At 70.5% G+C, this 21,080-nt stretch carries 16 protein-coding genes; 9 read left to right on the forward strand and 7 right to left on the reverse strand.

Annotated features, from left to right (window positions below):
- The first annotated feature begins 115 nt into the window (after positions 1 to 115).
- Both OG579_RS01255 and nrdR read left to right on the forward strand, forming a co-directional pair.
- Positions 116 to 607 (forward strand): LysM peptidoglycan-binding domain-containing protein, encoded by a 492-nt coding sequence (locus OG579_RS01255; RefSeq protein ID WP_328857798.1) that lies wholly within the window; start codon positions 116 to 118, stop codon positions 605 to 607.
- A gap of 123 nt (positions 608 to 730) precedes the next feature.
- On the forward strand, positions 731 to 1,231 hold the full coding sequence (gene nrdR, locus OG579_RS01260) for a transcriptional regulator NrdR (RefSeq protein WP_045822627.1): 501 nt from the start codon (positions 731 to 733) through the stop codon (positions 1,229 to 1,231).
- Here the strand turns inward: nrdR and hrpA are convergent.
- Entirely contained in the window at positions 1,169 to 5,212 is a 4,044-nt protein-coding gene (gene hrpA / locus OG579_RS01265; protein ID WP_328857799.1) for an ATP-dependent RNA helicase HrpA, read from the reverse strand. The two genes, nrdR and hrpA, sit on opposite strands and share 63 nt — an antisense overlap.
- Positions 5,213 to 5,330: 118 nt before the next feature.
- On the opposite strand from hrpA, the gene OG579_RS01270 reads away from it, so the two are divergent.
- Positions 5,331 to 6,566: an aminotransferase family protein gene (locus tag OG579_RS01270; protein ID WP_328857800.1), complete on the forward strand. Its 1,236-nt coding sequence runs from the start codon at positions 5,331 to 5,333 to the stop codon at positions 6,564 to 6,566.
- 31 nt (positions 6,567 to 6,597) lie between these two features.
- On the opposite strand, the gene OG579_RS01275 is transcribed toward OG579_RS01270, so the two are convergent.
- The 4 genes from OG579_RS01275 to OG579_RS01290 all read right to left on the reverse strand — a co-directional run bounded on the left by OG579_RS01275 (position 6,598) and on the right by OG579_RS01290 (position 11,311).
- Positions 6,598 to 7,047, reverse strand: a complete 450-nt coding sequence (locus OG579_RS01275; protein WP_328857801.1) for a MarR family winged helix-turn-helix transcriptional regulator — start codon at positions 7,045 to 7,047, stop codon at positions 6,598 to 6,600.
- Entirely contained in the window at positions 7,044 to 7,673 is a 630-nt protein-coding gene (locus OG579_RS01280; RefSeq protein WP_328857802.1) for a DJ-1/PfpI family protein, read from the reverse strand. The genes OG579_RS01275 and OG579_RS01280 overlap by 4 nt, the downstream gene beginning before the upstream one ends.
- 96 nt (positions 7,674 to 7,769) lie before the next feature.
- Positions 7,770 to 10,298, reverse strand: a complete 2,529-nt coding sequence (locus OG579_RS01285; RefSeq protein ID WP_328859116.1) for a DEAD/DEAH box helicase — start codon at positions 10,296 to 10,298, stop codon at positions 7,770 to 7,772.
- Positions 10,298 to 11,311, reverse strand: coding sequence for a proteasome assembly chaperone family protein (locus tag OG579_RS01290; RefSeq protein ID WP_045822536.1), 1,014 nt, complete (start codon positions 11,309 to 11,311; stop codon positions 10,298 to 10,300). Before OG579_RS01290 ends, OG579_RS01285 begins: the two co-directional genes overlap by 1 nt.
- Positions 11,312 to 11,579: 268 nt before the next feature.
- On the opposite strand from OG579_RS01290, the gene OG579_RS01295 reads away from it, so the two are divergent.
- From OG579_RS01295 to OG579_RS01310, 4 genes are all read left to right on the forward strand, one after another.
- Positions 11,580 to 12,668, forward strand: coding sequence for an S-(hydroxymethyl)mycothiol dehydrogenase (locus OG579_RS01295; protein WP_055788851.1), 1,089 nt, complete (start codon positions 11,580 to 11,582; stop codon positions 12,666 to 12,668).
- Positions 12,665 to 13,291, forward strand: coding sequence for an MBL fold metallo-hydrolase (locus tag OG579_RS01300; RefSeq protein WP_328857803.1), 627 nt, complete (start codon positions 12,665 to 12,667; stop codon positions 13,289 to 13,291). Before OG579_RS01295 ends, OG579_RS01300 begins: the two co-directional genes overlap by 4 nt.
- Positions 13,292 to 13,399: 108 nt before the next feature.
- Positions 13,400 to 14,110, forward strand: coding sequence for a DUF5642 family protein (locus OG579_RS01305; RefSeq protein ID WP_328857804.1), 711 nt, complete (start codon positions 13,400 to 13,402; stop codon positions 14,108 to 14,110).
- An 88-nt stretch (positions 14,111 to 14,198) separates the two neighbouring features.
- Positions 14,199 to 15,251, forward strand: a complete 1,053-nt coding sequence (locus tag OG579_RS01310; protein ID WP_328857805.1) for a DUF4192 domain-containing protein — start codon at positions 14,199 to 14,201, stop codon at positions 15,249 to 15,251.
- A gap of 17 nt (positions 15,252 to 15,268) precedes the next feature.
- Here OG579_RS01310 and galE read toward each other — a convergent pair whose 3' ends face one another.
- Both galE and OG579_RS01320 read right to left on the reverse strand, forming a co-directional pair.
- The gene (gene galE, locus OG579_RS01315) at positions 15,269 to 16,255 is read right to left on the reverse strand and encodes a UDP-glucose 4-epimerase GalE (RefSeq protein WP_328857806.1); all 987 of its coding nucleotides are present in this window, start codon (positions 16,253 to 16,255) and stop codon (positions 15,269 to 15,271) included.
- 16 nt (positions 16,256 to 16,271) lie between these two features.
- On the reverse strand, positions 16,272 to 16,952 hold the full coding sequence (locus OG579_RS01320; RefSeq protein WP_045822631.1) for a metal-dependent transcriptional regulator: 681 nt from the start codon (positions 16,950 to 16,952) through the stop codon (positions 16,272 to 16,274).
- A 124-nt stretch (positions 16,953 to 17,076) separates the two neighbouring features.
- Between OG579_RS01320 and OG579_RS01325 the strand changes: the two genes are divergently transcribed.
- Positions 17,077 to 18,360, forward strand: coding sequence for an acetoin utilization protein AcuC (locus OG579_RS01325; protein WP_328857807.1), 1,284 nt, complete (start codon positions 17,077 to 17,079; stop codon positions 18,358 to 18,360).
- On the forward strand, positions 18,353 to 21,079 hold the full coding sequence (locus OG579_RS01330) for a bifunctional acetate--CoA ligase family protein/GNAT family N-acetyltransferase (protein ID WP_408068721.1): 2,727 nt from the start codon (positions 18,353 to 18,355) through the stop codon (positions 21,077 to 21,079). Before OG579_RS01325 ends, OG579_RS01330 begins: the two co-directional genes overlap by 8 nt.
- The last annotated feature ends 1 nt before the right edge of the window (position 21,080 follow it).

The raw sequence follows: 21,080 nt of genomic DNA on the forward strand, positions 1-21,080 counted from the left end.
TGCAGCAGATAACAACTTTCAAACATTTGTTCGACCGTGTCGGGACATTGTCGGAGGTGCGTGATACAAATCGAACACACGTTCACTCGAACGTCTGGTCGATGAGGAGCACGTCATGAATCAGACTCTCACGCGTCACAGCAGCACCACCGGCTACGCGGGTCACCGGCCCGCCGGAGCCACGGTCGAGCGCGCGCCGCGTCCGGCGCCGCGCCCCGTGCCCGCACGGCGCCGCCCCTCGGGTCGGCCGGTCGCGGCACGCCCCGCGGGCGTCGTGTGCGCCGACGGACGCCGCCACGCACCGGTGTCGCGCCGTCCCGCCCCCATCGGATGGGGCGCGGCCATCGTCGCCGGCATCGCCCTCGCGATCGCGGTGTGGTCGGTCGTCATCGGTGGGGCGGCCGCCACCGAGTCGACCGCCGCGCCGATCTCCGGCACCTCCGTGGTCCACGTCCGCGGCGGGGAGTCGTTGGGCGAGCTCGCGCAGCGCGTCGCCCCGGATCGGTCGACGTCTGCGGTCGTCGCCGACATCAGGGAGCTCAACCACATGAGCGGATCGGCCCTCACCGCCGGCCAACCGCTGCTCGCGCCGCTCTACCGGAACTGACCGGTGTGTGACGGTCGACCCGGGTCGGTATCCTCGCGACCGTGGGTCCACATCGGACCCTGTGACGCCCCGGGGTCCGTCCTCGACGCGCGTCGCCCGCGGATCAGGTTCGAGGACACGTCGATGCACTGCCCCTTCTGCAAGCACGAGGACACCCGAGTGGTCGACTCGCGTGTTGCCGACGAGGGACAGGCCATCCGCCGCCGCCGTTCGTGCTCGAACTGCGGCCGTCGGTTCACCACGGTGGAGAGCGCGGTGCTCGCCGTCGTGAAGCGCAACGGGGTGACCGAGCCGTTCAGCCGCGAGAAGGTGATGCTCGGCGTCCGTCGCGCCTGCCAGGGCCGCGCCGTCGACGAGGACCGGTTGCGGCTCCTGGCCCAGCAGGTCGAGGACGCCGTCCGTGCCTCGGGTTCGGCCGAGATCCCCAGCAACGAGGTGGGATTGGCGATCCTCGGGCCGCTGCGTGAACTCGACGAGGTCGCCTACCTGCGCTTCGCCTCGGTCTACCGGTCGTTCGAGTCCGTCGACGACTTCCAGCGCGAGATCGACGACCTGCGGTCGTCACCGTCGCGCGCCGCCACCGCCTCCGTCGGCTCCGCGGGCGAGACCGTCGATCGCACGTAGGATCCGCTGCTCCGACACCGGGTAGGCGGGCCGGATGCGCTCGGCGAACAGCCCGATGCGCAGTTCCTCCACCATCCAGTGGATCTGCTCCCCGAGCGTGATACGCCGTGCCGGCGTCGCTCTCTCGACCACCTCGGCCCACCTGTCGAGGACGCGGTCCAACGATTCCATCGCCCGGGCGTCGGTTGCCGCCGCGGCGGGTAGGCGCGCCGATCGCACGAGGATGGCGTCGAGATACACCGCGACACGCGCGCGATGCTCGGCGTCGGTGGCGGCGATGAACCCGTCGAACACGAGATCGTCGAGTTGGCGCGTGATGTCGGCGACGGCAGCACCCGAGCGGAGGCGGTCGAGTTCCGCCCGTATCGGAGCGACGCGGGTCAGCACGTCGGCCGCTGTCGCGAGGGCGGCGCGGGCGACCGCCGGGGTGTCACGGGCGACGGACGCCCGGAGCGCTGCGAATGCGGCGGGGTCGCGCACCGAGCCGGTCGACCCCGTGAGATCGCCGATGGCCGCCCGTGTGCAGTCGCGCAGCAGGTCCTCGGTCGAGCGGTAGGGACTCTGCGACAACGCCAACCGCGCCGCGACGGGGAGGCCGCCGGTGGCCGAGGGCTTGAGGACGGGGATCGAGATCTCGAGCAGTCGTCGGATGGCCCGATGGGTCTGCAGGTCGGCCTCGGCCGCGGTGGTCGCGACCGCCCGCACGACACCGCCGTCGACCACCAGCAGGCACGGGTGGCTCGTGACCTGCTGACCGGCGACGGTCTCCACGATCGACGGTGCGATGGTCCCGATGGTGGCGGCCGTCCACTCGGTGATCGGCGGTGGCGCCGGTGCGGCGGACGCACCGCTCCGGGACGTCGAGGCACCACGCCGCGGCGCCGCGGGTGCCGGTCCCCCCACGGCGTCGCGCAGCTCGGCGAGCGACTCGGCGGTGGCGACCACCGATCCGTCCTCGGCGACCGCGGCATAGGTCATGCGCAGGTGGCGGGGCAACGTGGTCGGGTCGAAATCGTTCGGCGACACCGCGACACCGGTCTGGCGACTCACCTCACGCGCCAGACCGACGGCGACCGGTTCGCTGCGCGGGGTGAGTGCGGCCATGGCCGCAGCCCCGACATCGGCGGCGGGACCGAGCCGTCGGCGCACGGATTTGGGGAGGCTCCGCACCATCGCCACGGCCAGCTCGGTGCGCAGTCCGGGGACCAGCCAGTCGAAGCCCGACGGACGGACGCGCGGTAGCAGGGCGAGGGGGATGTGGACGGTGACCCCGTCCCGTTCGGCGCCGGGCGAGAACTGGTAGGTCAGATCGAGGTATGCCTCGCCCTGCTGCCACCGGTCGGGGAACTCCGTCGCCGAGACCGCGTCGGTGTCGGCGACCGTGTCGGGGGTGAGGTCGAGCAGTTCGGGGTCCGCTCGGCGCGCGGACTTCCACCAGGTGTCGAAATGGGCCGCCGACACGACCTCTCGACCTATGCGCTGGTCGTAGAAGTCGAAGAGCTGGTCGTCGTCGATGACGAGGTCGCCGCGTCGCGCACGGTGCTCGAGGTCGCGGGCGTCCTCGAGCAGGGCCCGGTTGCGGTCGAAGAAGGGGTGTCGGGTGCGCCAGTCACCCTCGACCAGCGCGTGCCGGATGAACAGGTCCCGCGACGTCTCGGGATCGACCCGCCCGAACGGCACCGCGCGGTGCGCGACGAGGGGGACGCCGTAGAGCGTGACGCGTTCGTACGCCATCGCCGAACCCCGCTTCGACGACCAGTGCGGCTCGCTGTACGAACGTTTCACCAGCGGCCCGGCGATCTTCTCGGCCCACTCGGGTTCGATGCCCGCCACCGTGCGCGCGAACAACCGCGAGGTCTCGACCACCTCACCGGCCATCACGAACCGCGGCGGCTTCTTGGCCAGCGGCGACCCCGGGAACACCACGAACCGGGTGCCGCGCGCGCCGAGGAACTCGCGGGTGTCGCCGTCGCGGACGCCGATGTGTCCGAGCAACCCGGCGAGCAGCGACTGGTGCACCGCGGTGGGCGACGCGTCGGAGGTGTTGGGTGTCCATCCCTTCTCGGCGGTGATGCGTTCGAGCTGTCGCACCAGCTCGCGCCATTCGCGGATCCGGAGCCAGTGCAGGAACTCGCGCTCACACCGCTTGCGGAACTGGTTGTTGGACAACTCGTCCCGCATCTGTTCGAGGTGTCGCCACAGCGCGAGGATCGACAGGAAGTCCGACCCCGCCACGGCGAATCGCGCGTGCGACTCGTCGGCGGCCTGTCGCTTCTCGGTGGGACGCTCGCGGACGTCGGGCAACGACAGGGCAGCGACGATGACGAGCACCTCGGCCAGCGCGCCGTTCTCCTGCGCCGCGACCACCATGCGCGCCCACCGGGGATCGATCGGCAGGTCGGCGATGTCGCGACCCACCGGGGTGAGACCGCGGCGGGTGCCGGACCCGTCGACGGCGCCGAGCTCCTCGAGCAGGCCGATGCCGTCGCGGATCGACCGTGCGTCGGGAGCCTCGACGAACGGGAAATCGGTGATGTCACCGAGGTTCAGCGCGGTCATCGTGAGGATGACCGACGCGAGGTTGGTGCGCAGGATCTCCGGTTCGGTGAACTCGGGGCGGCTGTCGAAGTCCTCCTCGGAGTACAGGCGGATGCAGATCCCGTCGGCGACGCGTCCGCACCGGCCGGCTCGCTGGCGCGCGCTGGCTTGCGAGACGGGTTCGATCGGCAGCCGCTGCACCTTCGTACGCAACGAGTACCGGGAGATGCGCGCGGTGCCGGCGTCGACGACGTAGCGGATGCCGGGCACGGTGAGCGAGGTCTCGGCGACGTTGGTGGACAACACGATCCGTCGGCGCTGCGAGGTGGTGAACACCTTCTGCTGATCGCCGGTCGACAGCCGTGAGAACAACGGGAGGATGTCGACACGGTCGTCGAGGCGCCGTCGCAGGGCGTCGGCGGTGTCGCGGATCTCGCGCTCGGTGGCCAGGAACACCAGGATGTCGCCGGGTCCGGCGCGGGTGAGTTCACCGATCGCGGCGTCGATCGCCTGGATCTGGTCGACGTCGTCGTGGTCGCCCCCGCCTCGGGTGTCACCGTCGGGGTCGCTGTCGTCGGTCTCTGCGTCTCGTGGTCGGTATCGGATCTCGACCGGGTAGGTGCGGCCGGAGACCGAGATGACCGGGACCGGATGGTCCGGGGTGGCGAAGTGCTCGGCGAAGCGGCCGGGGTCGATGGTCGCCGAGGTGATCACGACCTTGAGATCGGGTCGGCGGGGCAGCAGCTGTTTGAGGAAGCCGAGGATGAAATCGATGTTGAGGCTGCGCTCGTGGGCCTCGTCGATGATGAGCGTGTCGTAGGCGAGCAGCAGCGGGTCGCGTCCGATCTCGCGCAGCAGGATGCCGTCGGTCATCACCTTCACGAGGGTGTCGGCGCCCGACCGGTCGTCGAAACGGACGGCGAACCCGACGGCGGCGCCCACCTCGGTGTCGGTCTCCTCGGCGATGCGTGTGGCCACGGCGCGTGCGGCGATCCGGCGCGGCTGGGTGTGGCCGATCGCGCCGCGGACACCGCGCCCGAGGCCCAGGCAGATCTTCGGTAGCTGGGTGGTCTTGCCCGATCCGGTCTCCCCGGCGACGACCACGACCTGGTGGGCGGCGATCGCGGCCGCGATCTCCTCGCGCGCCCCCGAGATGGGCAGCTCGTCGGGATAGCTCAGCTCCGGGACGAGGGTCTTCCTGCGGGCCAGACGCCCCCGCGCCGCGTCGATCGAACCGGCCAGCCGGTGGCGGGAACGGTCGTCGCGCGCCCCGGACACGCGTCGCCGCAACCGGTGGGCATCGACGATCGAGACCTCGTCCTCGTCGATGACGAGTGGCTCGGATGTCGTGGCCGTCGAGTCGGTGCGGGGACCCCGGGGGCCGTTCGGACGGCGACGTGCCGACCGGTCGTCGGTCGAACGCGCGCGAGGGGGTCGGGACATGATGTCTCCTACGATATTCGTTCCCTCTGCGGCAGGCCCCGCGCCGTGTGCGCGACGACTCCTCGCCACAGGGGACCGTGCCCCCGCCACGCCGGTGGGCGACAGGCATGATTGGCCCATGACGTCGACGCTGTGGCATGGGTTTGCCGACATGGGGGCGGTCAGCTCCTCCGGACCGTTCGCGATCGCTCGCGGTTCGGGGGTGCACATCTGGGACACCGACGACAACAAGTACATCGACTCGACCGCGGGTCTGTGGTTCACCAACGTCGGCCACGGTCGGACCGAGATCGCCGACGCGGTGGCACGCCAACTCGGCACTCTCGCGCACTACTCCGGTTTCGGTGACGTCGCGCCCGCGGTCACCATCGAGCTGGCCGAGCGACTCGGCGGGATCGCGCCCATCGCGGACAGCAAGGTGTTCTTCACCTCCGGCGGCAGCGACTCCATCGACACCGCGGCGAAGCTCGCCCGCCGGTACTGGCACGAGAAGGGTCGACCGGACAAGACACTGATCATCGGGCGAACGAAGGCCTACCACGGGATGCACGTCGCGGGGACCGCGCTGTCGGGGCTGCCGCCGAACCGCGAGGGCTATGGCACCCTGATGGCCGACGCCGCCACCGTCGAGTGGGACGACGCCAAGAGCCTGCTCGGACTCCTGGAGCGCGTCGGCCCCGACTCCGTGGCGGCGTTCTTCTGCGAACCCGTCATCGGCGCCGGCGGCATCTATCTCCCGCCGGAGGGGTACCTGACCGAGGTGCGCCAGATCTGCCGCGACCACGACGTGCTGTTCGTGGCCGACGAGGTCGTCACCGGCTTCGGGCGCATCGGCGGGTCCTGGTTCGCCTCACAGCGTTTCGACCTGCAGCCCGACATGATGGCCACCGCGAAGGGGCTCACCTCGGGCTACGTGCCGATGGGTGCGGTCTTCGTCGCCCCCCACATCGCCGAGCCGTTCTTCTCCGGCGGCGTGTGGTGGCGCCACGGCTACACCTACGGCGGCCACGCCGGTGCGGCCGCGGCCGCGATGGCCAACCTCGACATCATCGAGCGCGAGGGATTGCTCGACGAGGCACGACGACTCGAGTCCGACCTGCTGACCGCGCTCTCGCCGCTCGCCGAGCACGCCGTGGTGTCGGAGGTGCGCAGCGGCATCGGGGCCGTGGCGGCGGTGCAGTTGGCCGACCCCGCGCAGGGGCCGGCCGCGGTCACCGCGCTGCGCCGTCACGGTGTCAGCGGACGTGCGGCCGGCGCGGGAGCGCTACAGATCTCGCCGGCGTTCGTGATGACCACCGAGCAGACCCACGAACTGGCCCAGCGCATGTCCGACGGGCTCGACGAACTCGTCTGACGTCGGCCCCGGGCACCCGTTCCCGGCCCGATCAGGTCTCACGCTCGGCGGTCGCGTCGAGGGCGGCCGACAGCGCCTGCAGTCCCTCGACGATGGTCGCCCACCGCTGCACCCCCACCTCGTCGGTGAGCAGTGCGGCGGCGCGCGCGTGACCGGGGGAGATGCGCGCCATGGCGTCTCGTCCGTCGGCGGTGGGCGTGACCAGTTTGGCCCGGCGGTGTGCCGGGTTCGGGAGATACTCGACGAGGCCGTCGTGCGCCAGCAGGTCGGCGGTGCGTTGCACGCTCTGCCGGGTGATGCCCATGTCGCGCGCGATCTGCGACACCGGGAGTGGCTCGGCGACGACCGCCCCGAGAACCTGCCACCGCGTCGCGGTGAGTCCGGCGGGCGCCGCGAGGTGCTCGGCGAGGGCGAGGAACTGCCCGTTGAGCCGGAACGCCAGCAGCGCGGAGTCGCTCAGCAACCTCTGGGGATAAGTCACGCGGACTCGGCCATCAGGCGCGGGTAGGCCGCCGGGTCGTGGTTCTCGTAGAGGTCGAACCACGCCGCGAGCGTCTCGGGTCGGTAGAGGCCGAGCCGTTCGAGCACGGCGCGAGCGAAGTGTGCCGGCGCGATACCGCTCGCGGTGATCAGGTCGCCGTCGGTGACCGCGAGCTCGTCGACGTAGAACTCCTCGCCGCGGTATCCCGGCTGCGCGCCGAGGTATTCGACGGCGTTGCTGGTGTGGGGGCGATGGTCGAGCAGCCCGTGGCGGGCGAGGGCGGAGGTGGCCCCGCAGATCGCGGCGACCGGGATGCCGACGGCGAGGAGCCGCTCGGCGAGGTCGGCCCACGGCGCTCCGTAACCGGCGGAGAACGCCTCCGCCCCGGGCAGTATCAGTGCAGCCGTGGTGGTGTCGTCGACCTCGTCGATCGTGATGTCGGGGACGACCCGCATCCCGCCCATGGTGCGGATCGGCGCGTCGGTGAGCCCGACGGTGACCACCGTGAACCGACCGGGGTCGATCTGGTGGGCGCCGGAGTTGATGTGCGCGGTGGCGAGTCCGTACTCCCAGTCGGCGAGTGTGTCGTAGACGGCGAGGAGGACGGGGCGGGGTGCGGTGCTCATGGGGGACTCCTGACGTGGCCAACAGATGACAACACACTGTCGTATTGACAGGCTGCTGTCAATACCTGAGACCCCAGGCGTGCGTCCGTATTCGCGTCAGCCCGCGACCACCTCGACGTCGCGGATCACCGGTTGACCGTCGGACAACGCGCCGTCGGCATCGTCGGCCTCGACATCGGGGAGGTCGACGAGGGCGGTGATGGCCCACCCGTGATCACCCTCGGGATCGTCGAGCGTCTGTCGCACCCGCCACGGCTGCTCGGAGGTGTCGAGGGTGAACAGCTGCGGGCTCCGCGCGTCGGGACCCATCCCGACCTCGTCGTACTCGTCGAAGTAGTCGTCGAGGTCGTCGCGCCACTCGACGTCGGGGTGCTTGCGGTAGAGGGTCGCGACATCGCGACGCGCGAACGCCGAGACCAGTGCGAACATGTGGTTGCGCACACCGACCCGCAGGGCGCGGACGTTCGGACCCGCCGTGGGCGGGGGAGCCGCACGTCCGTCGCCGGTGTCGTCGGGATGGGTCAACTGCTCCCACTCGTCGATGAGACTCGAGTCGACCCGTCGGACGAGGTCCCCGAGCCACTCGACGAGGTCGTCGAGTTCGGGGGTGTGCAGTGCGGTCGGCAGTCCGTGTCGCGCCGAGCGGTACACGTCGGTGAGGTAGCGGAGCACCACACCCTCGCTGCGCGCCAGCTTGTAGGTGCCCACGAAATCGGTGAAACCCATGGCGCCCTCGACCATCTCGCGCACGATCGATTTCGGGGCCGGGGGAGTGCCCGACACCCACGGGTGGCCGCGTCGGTACATCTCGAAGGCGGCGTCGAGCATGTCGGCCAGCGGCTTGGGGTGATCGACCTCCTCGAGCAGCTCCATCCGCTCCTCGTATTCGATGCCGTCGGACTTCATCTCGGCGATGGCGACGTCGCGGGCGGCCGAGCGCTGCGCCCGCAACACCTGCCGCGGGTCCTCGACGATCGACTCGATCACCGACACGGCGTCGAGCGCGTAACCCGGGTCGGCGGGATCGAGCAGCTCGAGAGCGGCGATCGCGAACGACGACAACGGGTTCGACAGCGCGAAGTTGGCCGGGAGGTCGGCGGTGAGGCGGACGGTCTTGCCGCCGGGGGTGTCGGAGGGCTCGGCGGTCCACGGGTCGATCGGCTCGACCAGCCCTGCGGTGAGCAACCCGCGGTAGATCTCGATGGCGCGCAAAATGTGTCGCCGCTGCCGCTCGCGTGGTTCGTGATTGCACTCCAGCAGGTGACGCATGGCCGTGAAACAGTTGGCGGGGCGGGCGATCACGTCGATGACCATCGAGGTCGACACGCGGAAATGCGACCGCAGCGGCTCCGGCGGTGCGGCGATGAGCCGTTCGAAGGTGGGCTCGCCCCACGAGACGAAGCCCTCGGGTGCCTTCTTGCGCTGGATCTTCTTGAGTTTCTTCGGGTCGTCGCCCGCGCGGGCGGTCGCGCGGGCGTTCTCGACGTCGTGTTCGGGGGCCTGCGCCACCACGTAACCGCGATCGTCGTAGCCCGCGCGGCCCGCGCGTCCGACGATCTGGTGGAACTCACGCGCCTGCAGATGGCGGGTGCGGACGCCGTCGTACTTCGTCAGACCGGTCAACAACACCGTGCGGATGGGGACGTTGATGCCGACGCCGAGGGTGTCGGTGCCGGCGACGACCCGTAGGAGCCCCTGCTGCGCAAGCCGTTCCACGAGACGCCGGTAGCGGGGCAGCATCCCCGCGTGGTGGACGCCGATCCCCGCACGTACCAATTTCGACAGCGTCGAACCGAAGCCGGCGGAGAAGCGGAAGTCGCCGATCTCGGCGGCGATCGCGTCGCGTTGCTCGCGTGTGATGATCTTCGCGCTCAGCAGGGCCTGAGCGCGTTCGACGGCCGACTGCTGGGTGAAGTGGACGACGTACACCGGCGCGCGGTCGGCCTCGATCAACCGCTCGATGGTCTCGTGCACCGCGGTCAGGACGTAGCTGTACTCCAGGGGGACCGGTCGTTGCGTGCCGCTGATGTCGGCCGTCGGACGTCCCGTGCGCTCGGTGAGGTCGTCGACGAAGAAGGTCACGTCGCCCAACGTCGCCGACATCAGCAGGAACTGAGCGTGCGGCAACTCGATGAGCGGCACCTGCCACGCCCAGCCGCGCTCGGTGTCACCGTAGTAATGGAACTCGTCCATCACCACGAGACCGACATCGGCGTCGGCGCCCGTGCGCAACGCGAGGTTCGCGAGCACCTCGGCGGTCGCGCAGATGATCGGCGCACCCGGGTTGACCGTCGCGTCGCCGGTCATCATGCCCACCTTCTCCGCACCGAACTGTGCGCAGAGGTCGAAGAACTTCTCGCTCACGAGCGCCTTGATCGGCGCGGTGTAGAACGTGCGCTGCCCTCGCCCGAGCGCGAAGTAGGCGGCGCCGGTCGCGACGAGCGACTTCCCCGATCCGGTGGGCGTGGACAGCACCACGTTGGCCCCGGAGGCCAGTTCGATCAGCGCCTCCTCCTGCGCGGGGTAGAACGAGATCCCCCGCGCGGAGACCCACTCACCGAGTGCGTCGAAGAGGTCGTCGGCGTCGGCGGACGCCGGGGTCGGGAGAGTGGCGGATTCGGCGATCAGACACCGTCTCCGGTCGGCGGCGTCGGGTTCGGGCTGTCCGGTCCGTCGTGGTCCTCGGGCAGCTCGCGCCGCGCGCCGTCGACATCGACATCGTCGCCCGCGGTCTGATCGGCCAGGAACGCCTCGAGCTCGGCGCCCAGTTCGTCGCCGCTGGGCAGCGACTCGTCGGCGGCGAGCAACGAGGCCTTCTCGGTCTCCGACGAGGTGAACGCGTCGTACTGGCTCTCCAACGCCGACACGACCGACTCGACCTCCGCGTTGCCCTCGACCTCGGAGTCGATCTGCACACGCACCTTCGCCGCGGCGTTCTCCAGGGCGGCGACGGGGAGATCGAGCCCGGTGACGGTTGCCAACGACTCGATCAGCATCGCCGACGCGCCGGGGTACTGCGCCTGCGACAGGTAGTGCGGCACGTGCACCGACAACCCAGCCGTCGGGTACCCGTGCTCGGCGAGACGGAGCTCGACGAGCATCGAGGCGCTCGCGGGGATCTTCAGCGGGCTGCCCCATCGCGGGAGGTCACCGAGCAGCGACGCATCGGACCCGTGCGCGGTGATGGTCGACGGACGCGTGTGCGGGATGGCCATCGGGATGGCGTTGAGACCGACGACCGACGACACGTTGAAGTGATCGCTCAAGCCGCGGACCGCCTCGACGAAACGCTCCCACCGCAGGTCGGGTTCGTTGCCGGCGAGCAACAGGAACGGGCGACCGGCGTTGTCGCGGATCGCGTGGATCGTCAGTTCGGGCATGTCGACGTCGGTGAACTCCTGGCCGGAGAACGTCATCGTGGGGCGACGCGAGCGGTAGTCGATCAGCTCGTCGGCGGAGAAGGTCGCGACCAGTTCGGACTCGAGGCTGTCACGCAGGTGCTCGGCGGCCAGGGCAACGGCGTGTCCGGCGTCGGCGAATCCCTCCATGGCGTGCACCAGCACCGGGCCGGTGCCCTCCTCGCCCGCCACCTGGGGCACGGGGAACTCGAGCTCGTACAGCGTGGACTTCTCGTCCATGGTTGTCCTCCTGTGATCGCGACGACGAGGGCTGGACCCTCGGTCGCATCTGTCCATTGTCGCCCATGCCCACGGTGGTCACCACAATCGCGGCGATCGACGGGCGGGGAGATGTCGGTGTCATCGACCTCAACGACCGCGACACCACCGGCGATTCCCGTGTGCGGCGCGCGGGTGGGTGCGGCGACGATCGCGTGTCGCCGATCACTCATGCCAAGATCGGCATGAGAGCACGAGCACGCCACACCGACGAAGGGTCAGACGTTCCATGCCACAGCAGGTGCGAGGGGTAGTCGCGAAGAGCAAGGGTGCACCGACCGAGGTCGTCACCATCACGCTGCCCGATCCGGGGCCCCGCGACGTCGTCGTCGCGATCGCGGCGTGCGGGGTGTGTCACACCGACCTCGCCTATCGAGAGGGCGGCATCAACGACGAGTACCCGTTCCTGCTCGGTCACGAGGCCGCCGGCACCGTGGAGCAGATCGGCGACGAGGTGACCCATGTCGCCGTCGGCGACTACGTGGTGCTCAACTGGCGCGCGGTCTGCGGTCAATGCCGTGCCTGTAAGCGCGGGCGTCCCTGGTACTGCTTCGACACCCACAACGCCAGCGCCCCCATGACGCTGGAGGACGGCACCGAGCTGACCCCCGCGCTGGGTATCGGCGCCTTCGCCGACAAGACCCTCGTCCACGAGGGACAGTGCACCAAGGTCGACCCCGAGGCCGATCCCGCGGTCGCCGGACTGCTCGGCTGCGGCGTGATGGCCGGGCTCGGTGCGGCGATGAACACCGGTCACGTCGAGCGCGGCGACAGCGTCGCGGTGATCGGGTGCGGGGGTGTCGGGGACGCCGCCATCGCCGGAGCCCGCCTGGCCGGTGCGTCGACGATCATCGCCGTCGACCGCGACGCCCGCAAACTCGCCTGGGCCACCGATCTCGGGGCCACCCACACCATCGACGGGTCGCAGGTCGACGACGTCGTCGCGGCGATCCAGGAACTCACCGACGGCAACGGCGCCGACGTCGTGATCGACGCCGTCGGCCGTCCCGAGACCTACGAGACCGCCTTCTACGCGCGCGATCTGGCCGGCACGGTGGTCCTCGTGGGTGTCCCCACCCCGGAGATGCGACTCGAACTGCCGCTGGTCGACTTCTTCTCCCGCGGCGGATCGCTGAAGTCCTCCTGGTACGGCGACTGTCTGCCCGAGCGTGACTTCCCGATGCTCGTCGATCTGTACCGGCAGGGGCGTCTGCCGCTGGAGAAGTTCGTGTCCGAGCGGATCTCGCTCGACGACATCGAATCGGCGTTCCACAAGATGGAGGCCGGCGAGGTCCTGCGATCGGTGGTCGAGCTGTGACGTTCCGCATCGACCACGTCGTCACCTCCGGGAAGTTCGAACTCGACGGCGGCAGTTGGGATGTCGACAACAACATCTGGATCGTCGGCGACGAGCACGAGGTCGTGATCATCGATGCGGCGCACTCGGCCGAGCCGATCGTCGACGCCGTCGCGGGCCGGGCCGTACGGGCCATCGTGGCGACGCACGGCCACAACGACCACATCACCGTCGCACCGGAGCTGTCGGAGCGACTCGACGCGCCGGTCCTGCTGCACCCCGGCGACGACATGCTGTGGCGCGAGACCCATCCCGACGCCGCCCACGGCGACATCGAGGACCAGCAGCGGATCCCGGTCGCGGGGACCGAGCTGGTGCTCATCAACACCCCGGGACACTCGCCGGGGTCGTGCTGCCTGTACCTGCCCGAGGCGGGCGTGCTCTTCAGCGGCGACACCCTGTTCTCGGGTGGGCCCGGCGCCACCGGACGATCGTTCTCGAGCTTCCCGACCATCATCTCCTCGATCCGGGAGCGCATCTTCACCCTCGACCCGGGTACCGAGGTGCGGACCGGTCACGGTGATTCGACGTCGGTCGGCGAGGAGGCCCCGCACCTCGAGGAGTGGATCGCCCGCGGCAGCTGAGGCTGCTCATGTGCGGAAGCAGCCTCAGCTGGTCGTGTTCGGCAGCAGCTGACGCCGAGGACGTGTCGGTCCGCGGGTGAGATGCGGCGAGATGGCACAGTCGTCACGGTGACCGCCGCACGCACCCTCCACACCCGCCGACCGCTGGGTGCCGCACTGGTCGGCGCGGTCGTGGCGGTGTGCCTGTTGTCGGGGTGCACCGACGGGATCGACGGGACACCGGTCGCCGCCTCGGGAGCCTCGGCGTCCGACGGCGCGCAGGCCATCGACCGCCTGGCGCTGTCGCCGTCGGACTTCCCGTCGGACTACCCCGCGACCCGACTGCGCAGCGAGCAGGCCGGTGACGCCCTTGCCGATCTCGCCGGTCGACCCCTCGGTGGCACGGTCGATCCCACATCGTGCCTGCCGCCGCAGATCCCGTCGGGTTCGGGCGATTCGGTCGTCATCACCGGGATGTCGGCGACCGGGGGCAATCTCACCGTCGTGACCACGCGCGCGCAGACACCGCTGTCCGATCTGTCGGACCTGGTGTCGCGGTGCGGGAGCTACACCGCCGACATCGGGGGGGTCACCTCCCGGGTGACCCAGGAGGTGCTGCCCGCCTCACCCGTCGACTCGCAGGAGTCCATCGCCTTCCGTCGCGTGTCGAGTTCCGGGCGGGCCCCGGTCACCCTCACGCAGACCACCACGGTCCTCGCCGCGCAGAACGACGGGATCCGGGTGTACGCGTCGTACCTCTCGTTCTCGGGGTCGCGACCCGACGGTGCCGCTCTCGACGCGGTGTTCACCAAGGCCGTGGAGCGTTCCCGCGGTCGGTGACGTGGGGATCGGGGCGAACTGTGCACAACCGCGCCTGATCGCCTCTCGCCCGTGCGACCGTGTCGCCGTGGTGGGTCACGGTCGTCGCATGAGCATCGAACCCACCACCGTCACCCTCCACGATCCCGGCGACCTCATCGCGGCCGTGCCCGCGATGCTCGGCTTCGTCCCGCAGCGTTCCCTGGTCCTGCTCACCTTCGCGGGCTCGGGTTCACGGGTCGAGGTGACGATGCGCCACGACATCGATCTCGATCCGTTCGGCGAACCGAGCGAGGCGATGTGCGCCGTCATCGAGCACCTCTGCGGCGTCTGTCTGCGCGAGCGCGCGTCGGCGGTCGTGGCCGTCGTCGTCGACGACCGCATACCCGGCGACGACCCGCGCTGGGCGTCGGTGTTCGACGTCATCGACCTCGGTCTCGCCGATCTGGGGCTCGCCGCCGGGTTCGCCACCGACGAGATCGCCTCGGGCGCACGCTGGTACACCGCGTGGGGACATCCCGACCACCATCTGGCCGGAGGTCGACTCGCCGATCCACGGTTCACGCCGACGGCCGTGGCCCATGCCGTCACCACCGGACGCGTCATGGCCGGGTCGCGCGCGGAGATGACCGCCGCCGTCGAGCCCGGGGCGCATTGCGAGCGAGGGATCTGTGCCGCCGACGCGACCGTGTCGGGACCCACGCCCGACGACACCACACGTCTGCGGCTGGTGCTCGCTGCCGTCGTCTCCGGTCTGGGCACGGATCCGCGATGCGCCGACGTGGTCGCCCTCGACGACGCAATCCGGTCGGTGCACGTCCGCGACGCGCTGCTGGCCCTGGCCGCGAGCGATCGTGCCGACGACGCACAGCATCTGTGGGCCGATCTCACCCGACGGTTACGCGGACGCGGCCGCGCCACGGCGGCAACGCTGCTCGCCCACCTGCACTATGTCGCCGGCGACGGTGCGATGGCGGGCATCGCACTCGACGCCGCGCTCGCCGCCGATCCGGGGAACTCGTTCGCGACACTGCTCGACGAGTCGCTCCGGGCAGGTATGCGCCCGGACGTGCTCGCCGAACTGCTGCCGACGAGTCGCGATCTCGCACGTCGTCTCGGTGTCGCCCTACCCCCGACGCACCGGATGCGGCGCGGCGCCTGACACCGCCGAGGGGCGGGTCAGGCCCGGGGAGCGGAGTGCGCGCGGTCGCCGAGCGCCCGGGTGTACTCCCACGCGTCGGCGACGATCGTCGGTAGAGCCGTGTTCGTCGGCGACCACCCCAGGTCGCTGATCGCCTTGTCGCTCGACGCGATCAGCACCGCCGGGTCACCCGCACGGCGCGGTGCCTCTTCGACCGGGATCTCGAGACCGGTGACGTCGGCGCAGGTCTCGATCACCTGGCGGACCGAGAATCCCGATCCGCTGCCGAGGTTGTAGATCTCGTGGCGGCCCGCGACGGCCGATTCGAGGGCCAGGGCGTGCGCCCGTGCGAGGTCGTAGACGTGGATGTAGTCACGGACCGCGGTGCCGTCGTCGGTGTGGTAGTCGGTGCCGAAGATCTTCACCGACTCGCGGTGGCCGAGCGCGGCCTGCAACACGATCGGGATGAGATGCGTCTCCACGCGCCGGTTCTCCCCGGCGCCGCCGTAAGCGCCGGCGACGTTGAAGTACCGCAGGCTGACCGCGGCGAGACCGTGAGCGCCGGTGTAGGAGGTGATCGCGTGATCGATCGCCAACTTCGTGGCCCCGTACGGGTTGGTCGGACGGGTCGGCGACGACTCGAGGATCGGAACCGACTCGGGCTCACCGTAGGTCGCGGCGGTCGAGGAGAACACCAGACGCGGTGTGTTGGTCCTGCGGATCGCCTCGAGGAGGTCGAGGGACTCGACGACGTTGCCGTACCAGTACTTCTCGGGGTGCTCGACCGACTCGCCGACGAGCGACTGCGCCGCGAAGTGCAGGACGCCGTCGAACCGCGACCCGCCGAGGACGTCGGCGGCGACGGCACTGACGTCGCCCTCGACGAAGTCCGCGGCGTCGGGAACGGCATCACGATTACCGGTGATGAGGTTGTCGACGACGGTCACCTCGTGACCGGCCTCGATCATCACCCGGGCGCAGACGCTGCCGACGTAGCCGGCCCCTCCGGTCACCAGCAGCTTCATGCGGTCACCGGCCGCGTCACACCTTCTCCACGTGGACCGAGTGCGCCATCTCCGACGACAGGTGCAGTCCACCGTGTCCGGGGGCGTTGATGGTGACCGCTCCGTGCTCGCTGGTCACGGTCACGCGGGCATTCGGCACCACACCCGCCTCGCGGAGCTTGCTGATGAGGTCGCGGTCGTCCTGGGCGTGCTCGGACAGACGTCGCACGATGACGGCGACCGGCTCGCCCTCGGGCAGGTCCGACAGGCGCGTCGCGTTGTCCATGGTGGCGCCCTCGACGCCGAGGAGATCGAGCCCGGGGATCGGGTTGCCGTACGGCGAGGTGGTCGGATGCTCGAGCACCTCGAGCAGACGTCGCTCGACGTTCTCGCTCATCACGTGCTCCCAGCGGCACGCCTCGGCGTGGACCTCGTCCCAGGGCATGCCGATCACGTCCACGAGAAGTCGCTCGGCCAGACGGTGCTTGCGCATCACCGCGATGGCCAACGACCGGCCCTGCTCGGTGAGTTCGAGCTGGCGATCCCCGGCGACGCGCAGCAGGCCGTCGCGCTCCATCCGCGCCACGGTCTGCGAGACCGTCGGTCCGCTCTGCTCGAGGCGCTCGGCGATCCGCGCCCGGAGGGGCACGATGCCCTCCTCCTCGAGGTCGTAGATGGTGCGCAGGTACATCTCGGTGGTGTCCACCAGATCGTTCACGGTGCCCATCCCTCCGCCACTCGGGGCATCATCGTCACATCGGACAGATTACCCGCATCCGGGTCGCTCCATGCCGAGGCGAGTCGCTCTAGCCTGGGGGCATGGCGGCGAACAGCGATCGGCAGTGATCGGAACGGGTGCACGCACCGACACGCTGGTGGTCTGGACCGACGATTTCCTCGGGTACCGGTGGAGTCCGAGCCACCCCATGAACCCGATCCGGCTGGCGCTGACCATGTCGCTGGCCGACCACCTCGGTGTCCTCTCCGGTGTCGACCCGCTCGTCCCCGAGGCGGCGTCACACGACATGCTCACCACCGTCCACCGTGCCGAGTACATCGAGGCGGTGCGGGCCGCGGGGGCCACCGCCTCCGGTGACGTGGTCCCCGGGTACTCGGCCGCGGTCGGCGAACGCATCTTCGGCCTCGGCGGCGCCGACAACCCGGTCTTCCCGGCGATGCACGAGGCGGCGTCGCTGCTCGTCGGCGGGACGGTGGCCGCAGCCGACGCGATCGCGCGGGGGGTCGCCCGTCGTGCGGTGAACATCGGCGGCGGGATGCACCACGCGATGCCCGCCCGCGCCTCGGGCTTCTGCGTCTACAACGACTGCGCCATCGCCATCCACCGACTGCTCGCCGCCGGCTTCGACCGCATCGCCTACATCGACATCGACGCCCACCACGGCGACGGTGTCGAGCGGTGTTTCGTCGGTGACCCGCGGGTGTTGACGGTGTCGCTGCACCAGCACCCCACCACGCTGTTCCCGGGGACGGGGTACGCGAGCGACGTCGGTGAGGGCGACGGTGCGGGCACCACCTCGAACGTGCCGTTGCCGCCGGGGACACCGGATCGATTGTGGCTCCGCGCCTTTCACGCGATCGTGCCGAGCCTGGTCGCCGATTTCCGACCGCAGATCATCGTCAGCCAGTGCGGCGTCGACAGTCACCGCGCCGACCCGCTCACCGACCTCGCGCTCACCATCGACGGTCAACGAGCGGCGATCCACGCCATGCGCGACCTCGCCGACCGCCACTGCGACGGCCGTTGGCTCGCTGTGGGCGGCGGCGGATACGGGGTGGTCGACGTGGTGCCGCGCATCTGGACCCACCTCATCGCCGCGGCTCTCGACCGCGATGTCGACCCGGCGACACCGACCGGCGAGGCGTGGCGCGCCTCGGCACATGCCGCGGCGTCGGCGGTCCACGAGGACTTCGCGACCGACGTCTCCGCCGAGACCATGTCCGACGGCGGCGACATCGACTTCGACAGGTGGGAGGGCAACTGGGGGCAGGAACCCGCCGACGGGATCTCCGCCCACCTGCACTCGGCGACCGATGCCGCCATCCTCGCCAGCCGCCGCGCCGTGTTCCCTCTGCGCGGCCTCGACCCGGAGGATCCGCGTGACTGACCGCGACGCGACGTCGCCCGACGGCACCACACCGTCGCCGGCGGACGGATCAGCCGGAATCGGCAACGGCCCCTGGGATTTCCCGCAGCACTGGACTGCCGACGTGCTGGCGTCGGACGGGGGAGCGGTGCATCTACGACCGATCGTCCCCGACGACGCCGACCGCATCGTCGCCTTTCACGCGACGCTGTCGGAGCGGACGCGCTACATGCGCTGGTTCGGCCCGTACCCGGAGATGTCGGCACGGGACGTGCGTCACGTGACCACCGTGGACCACCACGACCGGGTGGCACTCGTGGCGCTGCTCGGTGGCCGGATCATCGCGATCGGGATCTACGAGAGCCTCCGTTTCGCGGGTCGACCGCGTGCCGCGGAGGTCGCGTTCGTCGTCGCCGACGACCACCAGGGCCGTGGGCTGGGCACGGTGCTGCTCGAACACCTCGCCGGGGCCGCGGCGGAGAACGGGTTCGACCGCTTCGAGGCGGAGGTCCTCACCGAGAACCGCGCGATGCTCGCGGTGTTCCGCGACGCGGGATATCAGCTCTCCCGCAGCTTCGACGGCTCGACCGTGCACGTCGAGTTCCGCATCGACCCGACCGACGCGCTGCTCACCGTGCGCAACTCCCGCGAGATCGGCTCGGAGGCCCGCAGCGTCTCGAACCTGCTGGCGCCCGGATCGGTCGCGATCATCGGGGCCTCGGCCGACCGACGCAAGGTGGGGAACGCGTTGCTCGCCAACGTGATCGAGGGCGGCTTCAACGGGCCGGTGTTCCCGGTCAACGCCGAGGCCCGCGCCGTACGCGGCATCCGCGCCTATGCCTCGGTCCGTGACATCCCCGACCCGGTCGACCTCGCCGTCGTCGCGGTACCCGCGGACACCGTCGGCGACGTGCTGCAGGACTGCCTGTCGAAGGGGGTGAAGACAATGGTCGTGGTCTCGGCCGGTTTCGCCGAGTCCGGCGACGCCGGTGCGGTCGCCGAACGCACCCTGGTCCACGAGATCCGCGCCCACGGCATGCGGCTGGTGGGCCCCAACGCCCTCGGCGTCATCAACACCGACCCCGACATCGCCCTCAACGCCACCCTCGCACCGCGCGTGCCCGGTCCGGGCCGCGTCGGGTTCTTCTGTCAGTCCGGGGCGCTCGGCATCGCGATCCTCGACGCCGCGGCACGGCGTCATCTCGGTCTGTCGACCTTCGTGTCGGCGGGCAACCGCGCCGACCTCTCCGGCAACGACCTCCTGCAGTACTGGGACAGCGACCCGCGCACCGACGTGATCCTGCTGTACCTCGAGAGCTTCGGTAACCCGCGCAAGTTCTCCCGGCTCGCGCGGCGGGTGTCGCGGAACAAGCCGATCGTCGCGGTCAAGGCCGGGCGGTCGGCGGTCGCGCCGTCGCAGGAGCGACGCGACTCCACCCTCGACGACGCCAGTGCGCGTGCGGTTCTCGAGCAGTCCGGCGTCATCCAGGTCGACACGATCGCCGATCTCTTCGACTGCGCCACCGTGCTGGCCTATCAACCGCTGCCGCAGGGACCCCGGGTGGCGATCGTCGGCAACTCGACGGTCCTCGGTGTGCTCGCGGGCAGCGCCGGGCAACGCTTCGGTCTGCGCGTGGTGGAGCAGATCGACCTCGGTGCCGGGGCCGGGGCGGGAGAGTTCGCCGCCGCGCTGCGCAAGGTGGTCGCCGACGACGGGGTCGACGCCATCGTCGCGGTGTTCGTACCTCCGGTCGCGGTGGGCGCCGACAGCTATGCCCGAGCTCTGACCGACGCCACCGCCGGCAGCGCGAAGACCATCGTCTCGACGTTCCTGGCGGTCGAGGGCATCCCGGCCAACCTCACCGTGCGCGACGGCGACGGCACCCCCGTGCGTGGCTCCATCCCGTCGTATCCGGCACCCGAGCGGGCGGCGACGGCGCTGGGGCAGGCGTGGCGCTACGCGCAGTGGCGGGCCCGCCCCGAGTCACCCGTGATCCGCCCGGCCGACGTCGATGCCGACGCCGCCCGCGAGGCGGTGCGTGCCGTCGGCGACGACACCCACCGTGAGACCGTCGCCCTGGACGAACGCCGGTCGGCGCAGGTGTTGGCGGCCTACGGGATCGGGGTGACCGAGTTCGTCGAGGTCGACGACGCCGACTCCGCCGCCGCGGCCGCCGAGCGACTCGGCTATCCGGTCGCGGTGAAGGCCGTCTCGACCAAGTGGCGCGGTCGACTCGACGGCGAGGGCGCGCGCCTGGACCTCTCGACCGCCGCGACGGTGCGATCGGCGTTCGACGAGCTGACCGCGGTCACCGGCGAGCGGTACCTGCAGGTCCAGCGCATGGCGGCACGCGGGGTGGCCGCGATCATCCGTGTCCGCGACGACCCGTCGTTCGGTTCGTTGATCTCGTTCGGGTTGTCGGGCGCGACATTCGATCTGCTCGGCGATCACGCCCACCGGGCGATCCCGCTGACCGAGGCCGACGCGCACGAACTCATCGCCGCACCGCGGTCGGCTCCGCTGCTCACCGGGTATCGCGGGCAGGCCGCGGTGGATCGTGACGCCCTGGCCGACCTGCTCATCCGGGTGTCGACCCTGGTCGACGACCTCCCCGAGATCCGTGAGGTCGCCCTCGATCCGATCCTGTGCTCTGAGCACGGCGCCGAGGTGCTCTCGGGCCGGATACGCATCGGCCCGGTACCCACGAGAGCGGATACCGGGCCGAGGAGACTTACGTGAT

This window comes from Williamsia herbipolensis (genome assembly GCF_036153515.1).
Classification (GTDB): domain Bacteria; phylum Actinomycetota; class Actinomycetes; order Mycobacteriales; family Mycobacteriaceae; genus Williamsia_A; species Williamsia_A herbipolensis.

What these genes read in the sequence shown, in the direction of transcription:
- OG579_RS01255 (WP_328857798.1), top strand. Translation starts at nt 116, where the DNA reads ATGAATCAGACTCTCACGCGTCACAGCAGCACCACCGGCTACGCGGGT.
- OG579_RS01295 (WP_055788851.1), top strand. Translation starts at nt 11,580, where the DNA reads ATGCCACAGCAGGTGCGAGGGGTAGTCGCGAAGAGCAAGGGTGCACCG.
- OG579_RS01270 (WP_328857800.1), top strand. Translation starts at nt 5,331, where the DNA reads ATGACGTCGACGCTGTGGCATGGGTTTGCCGACATGGGGGCGGTCAGC.
- OG579_RS01290 (WP_045822536.1), bottom strand. Translation starts at nt 11,311, where the DNA reads ATGGACGAGAAGTCCACGCTGTACGAGCTCGAGTTCCCCGTGCCCCAG.
- hrpA (WP_328857799.1), bottom strand. Translation starts at nt 5,212, where the DNA reads ATGTCCCGACCCCCTCGCGCGCGTTCGACCGACGACCGGTCGGCACGT.
- OG579_RS01280 (WP_328857802.1), bottom strand. Translation starts at nt 7,673, where the DNA reads ATGAGCACCGCACCCCGCCCCGTCCTCCTCGCCGTCTACGACACACTC.
- galE (WP_328857806.1), bottom strand. Translation starts at nt 16,255, where the DNA reads ATGAAGCTGCTGGTGACCGGAGGGGCCGGCTACGTCGGCAGCGTCTGC.
- OG579_RS01310 (WP_328857805.1), top strand. Translation starts at nt 14,199, where the DNA reads ATGAGCATCGAACCCACCACCGTCACCCTCCACGATCCCGGCGACCTC.
- nrdR (WP_045822627.1), top strand. Translation starts at nt 731, where the DNA reads ATGCACTGCCCCTTCTGCAAGCACGAGGACACCCGAGTGGTCGACTCG.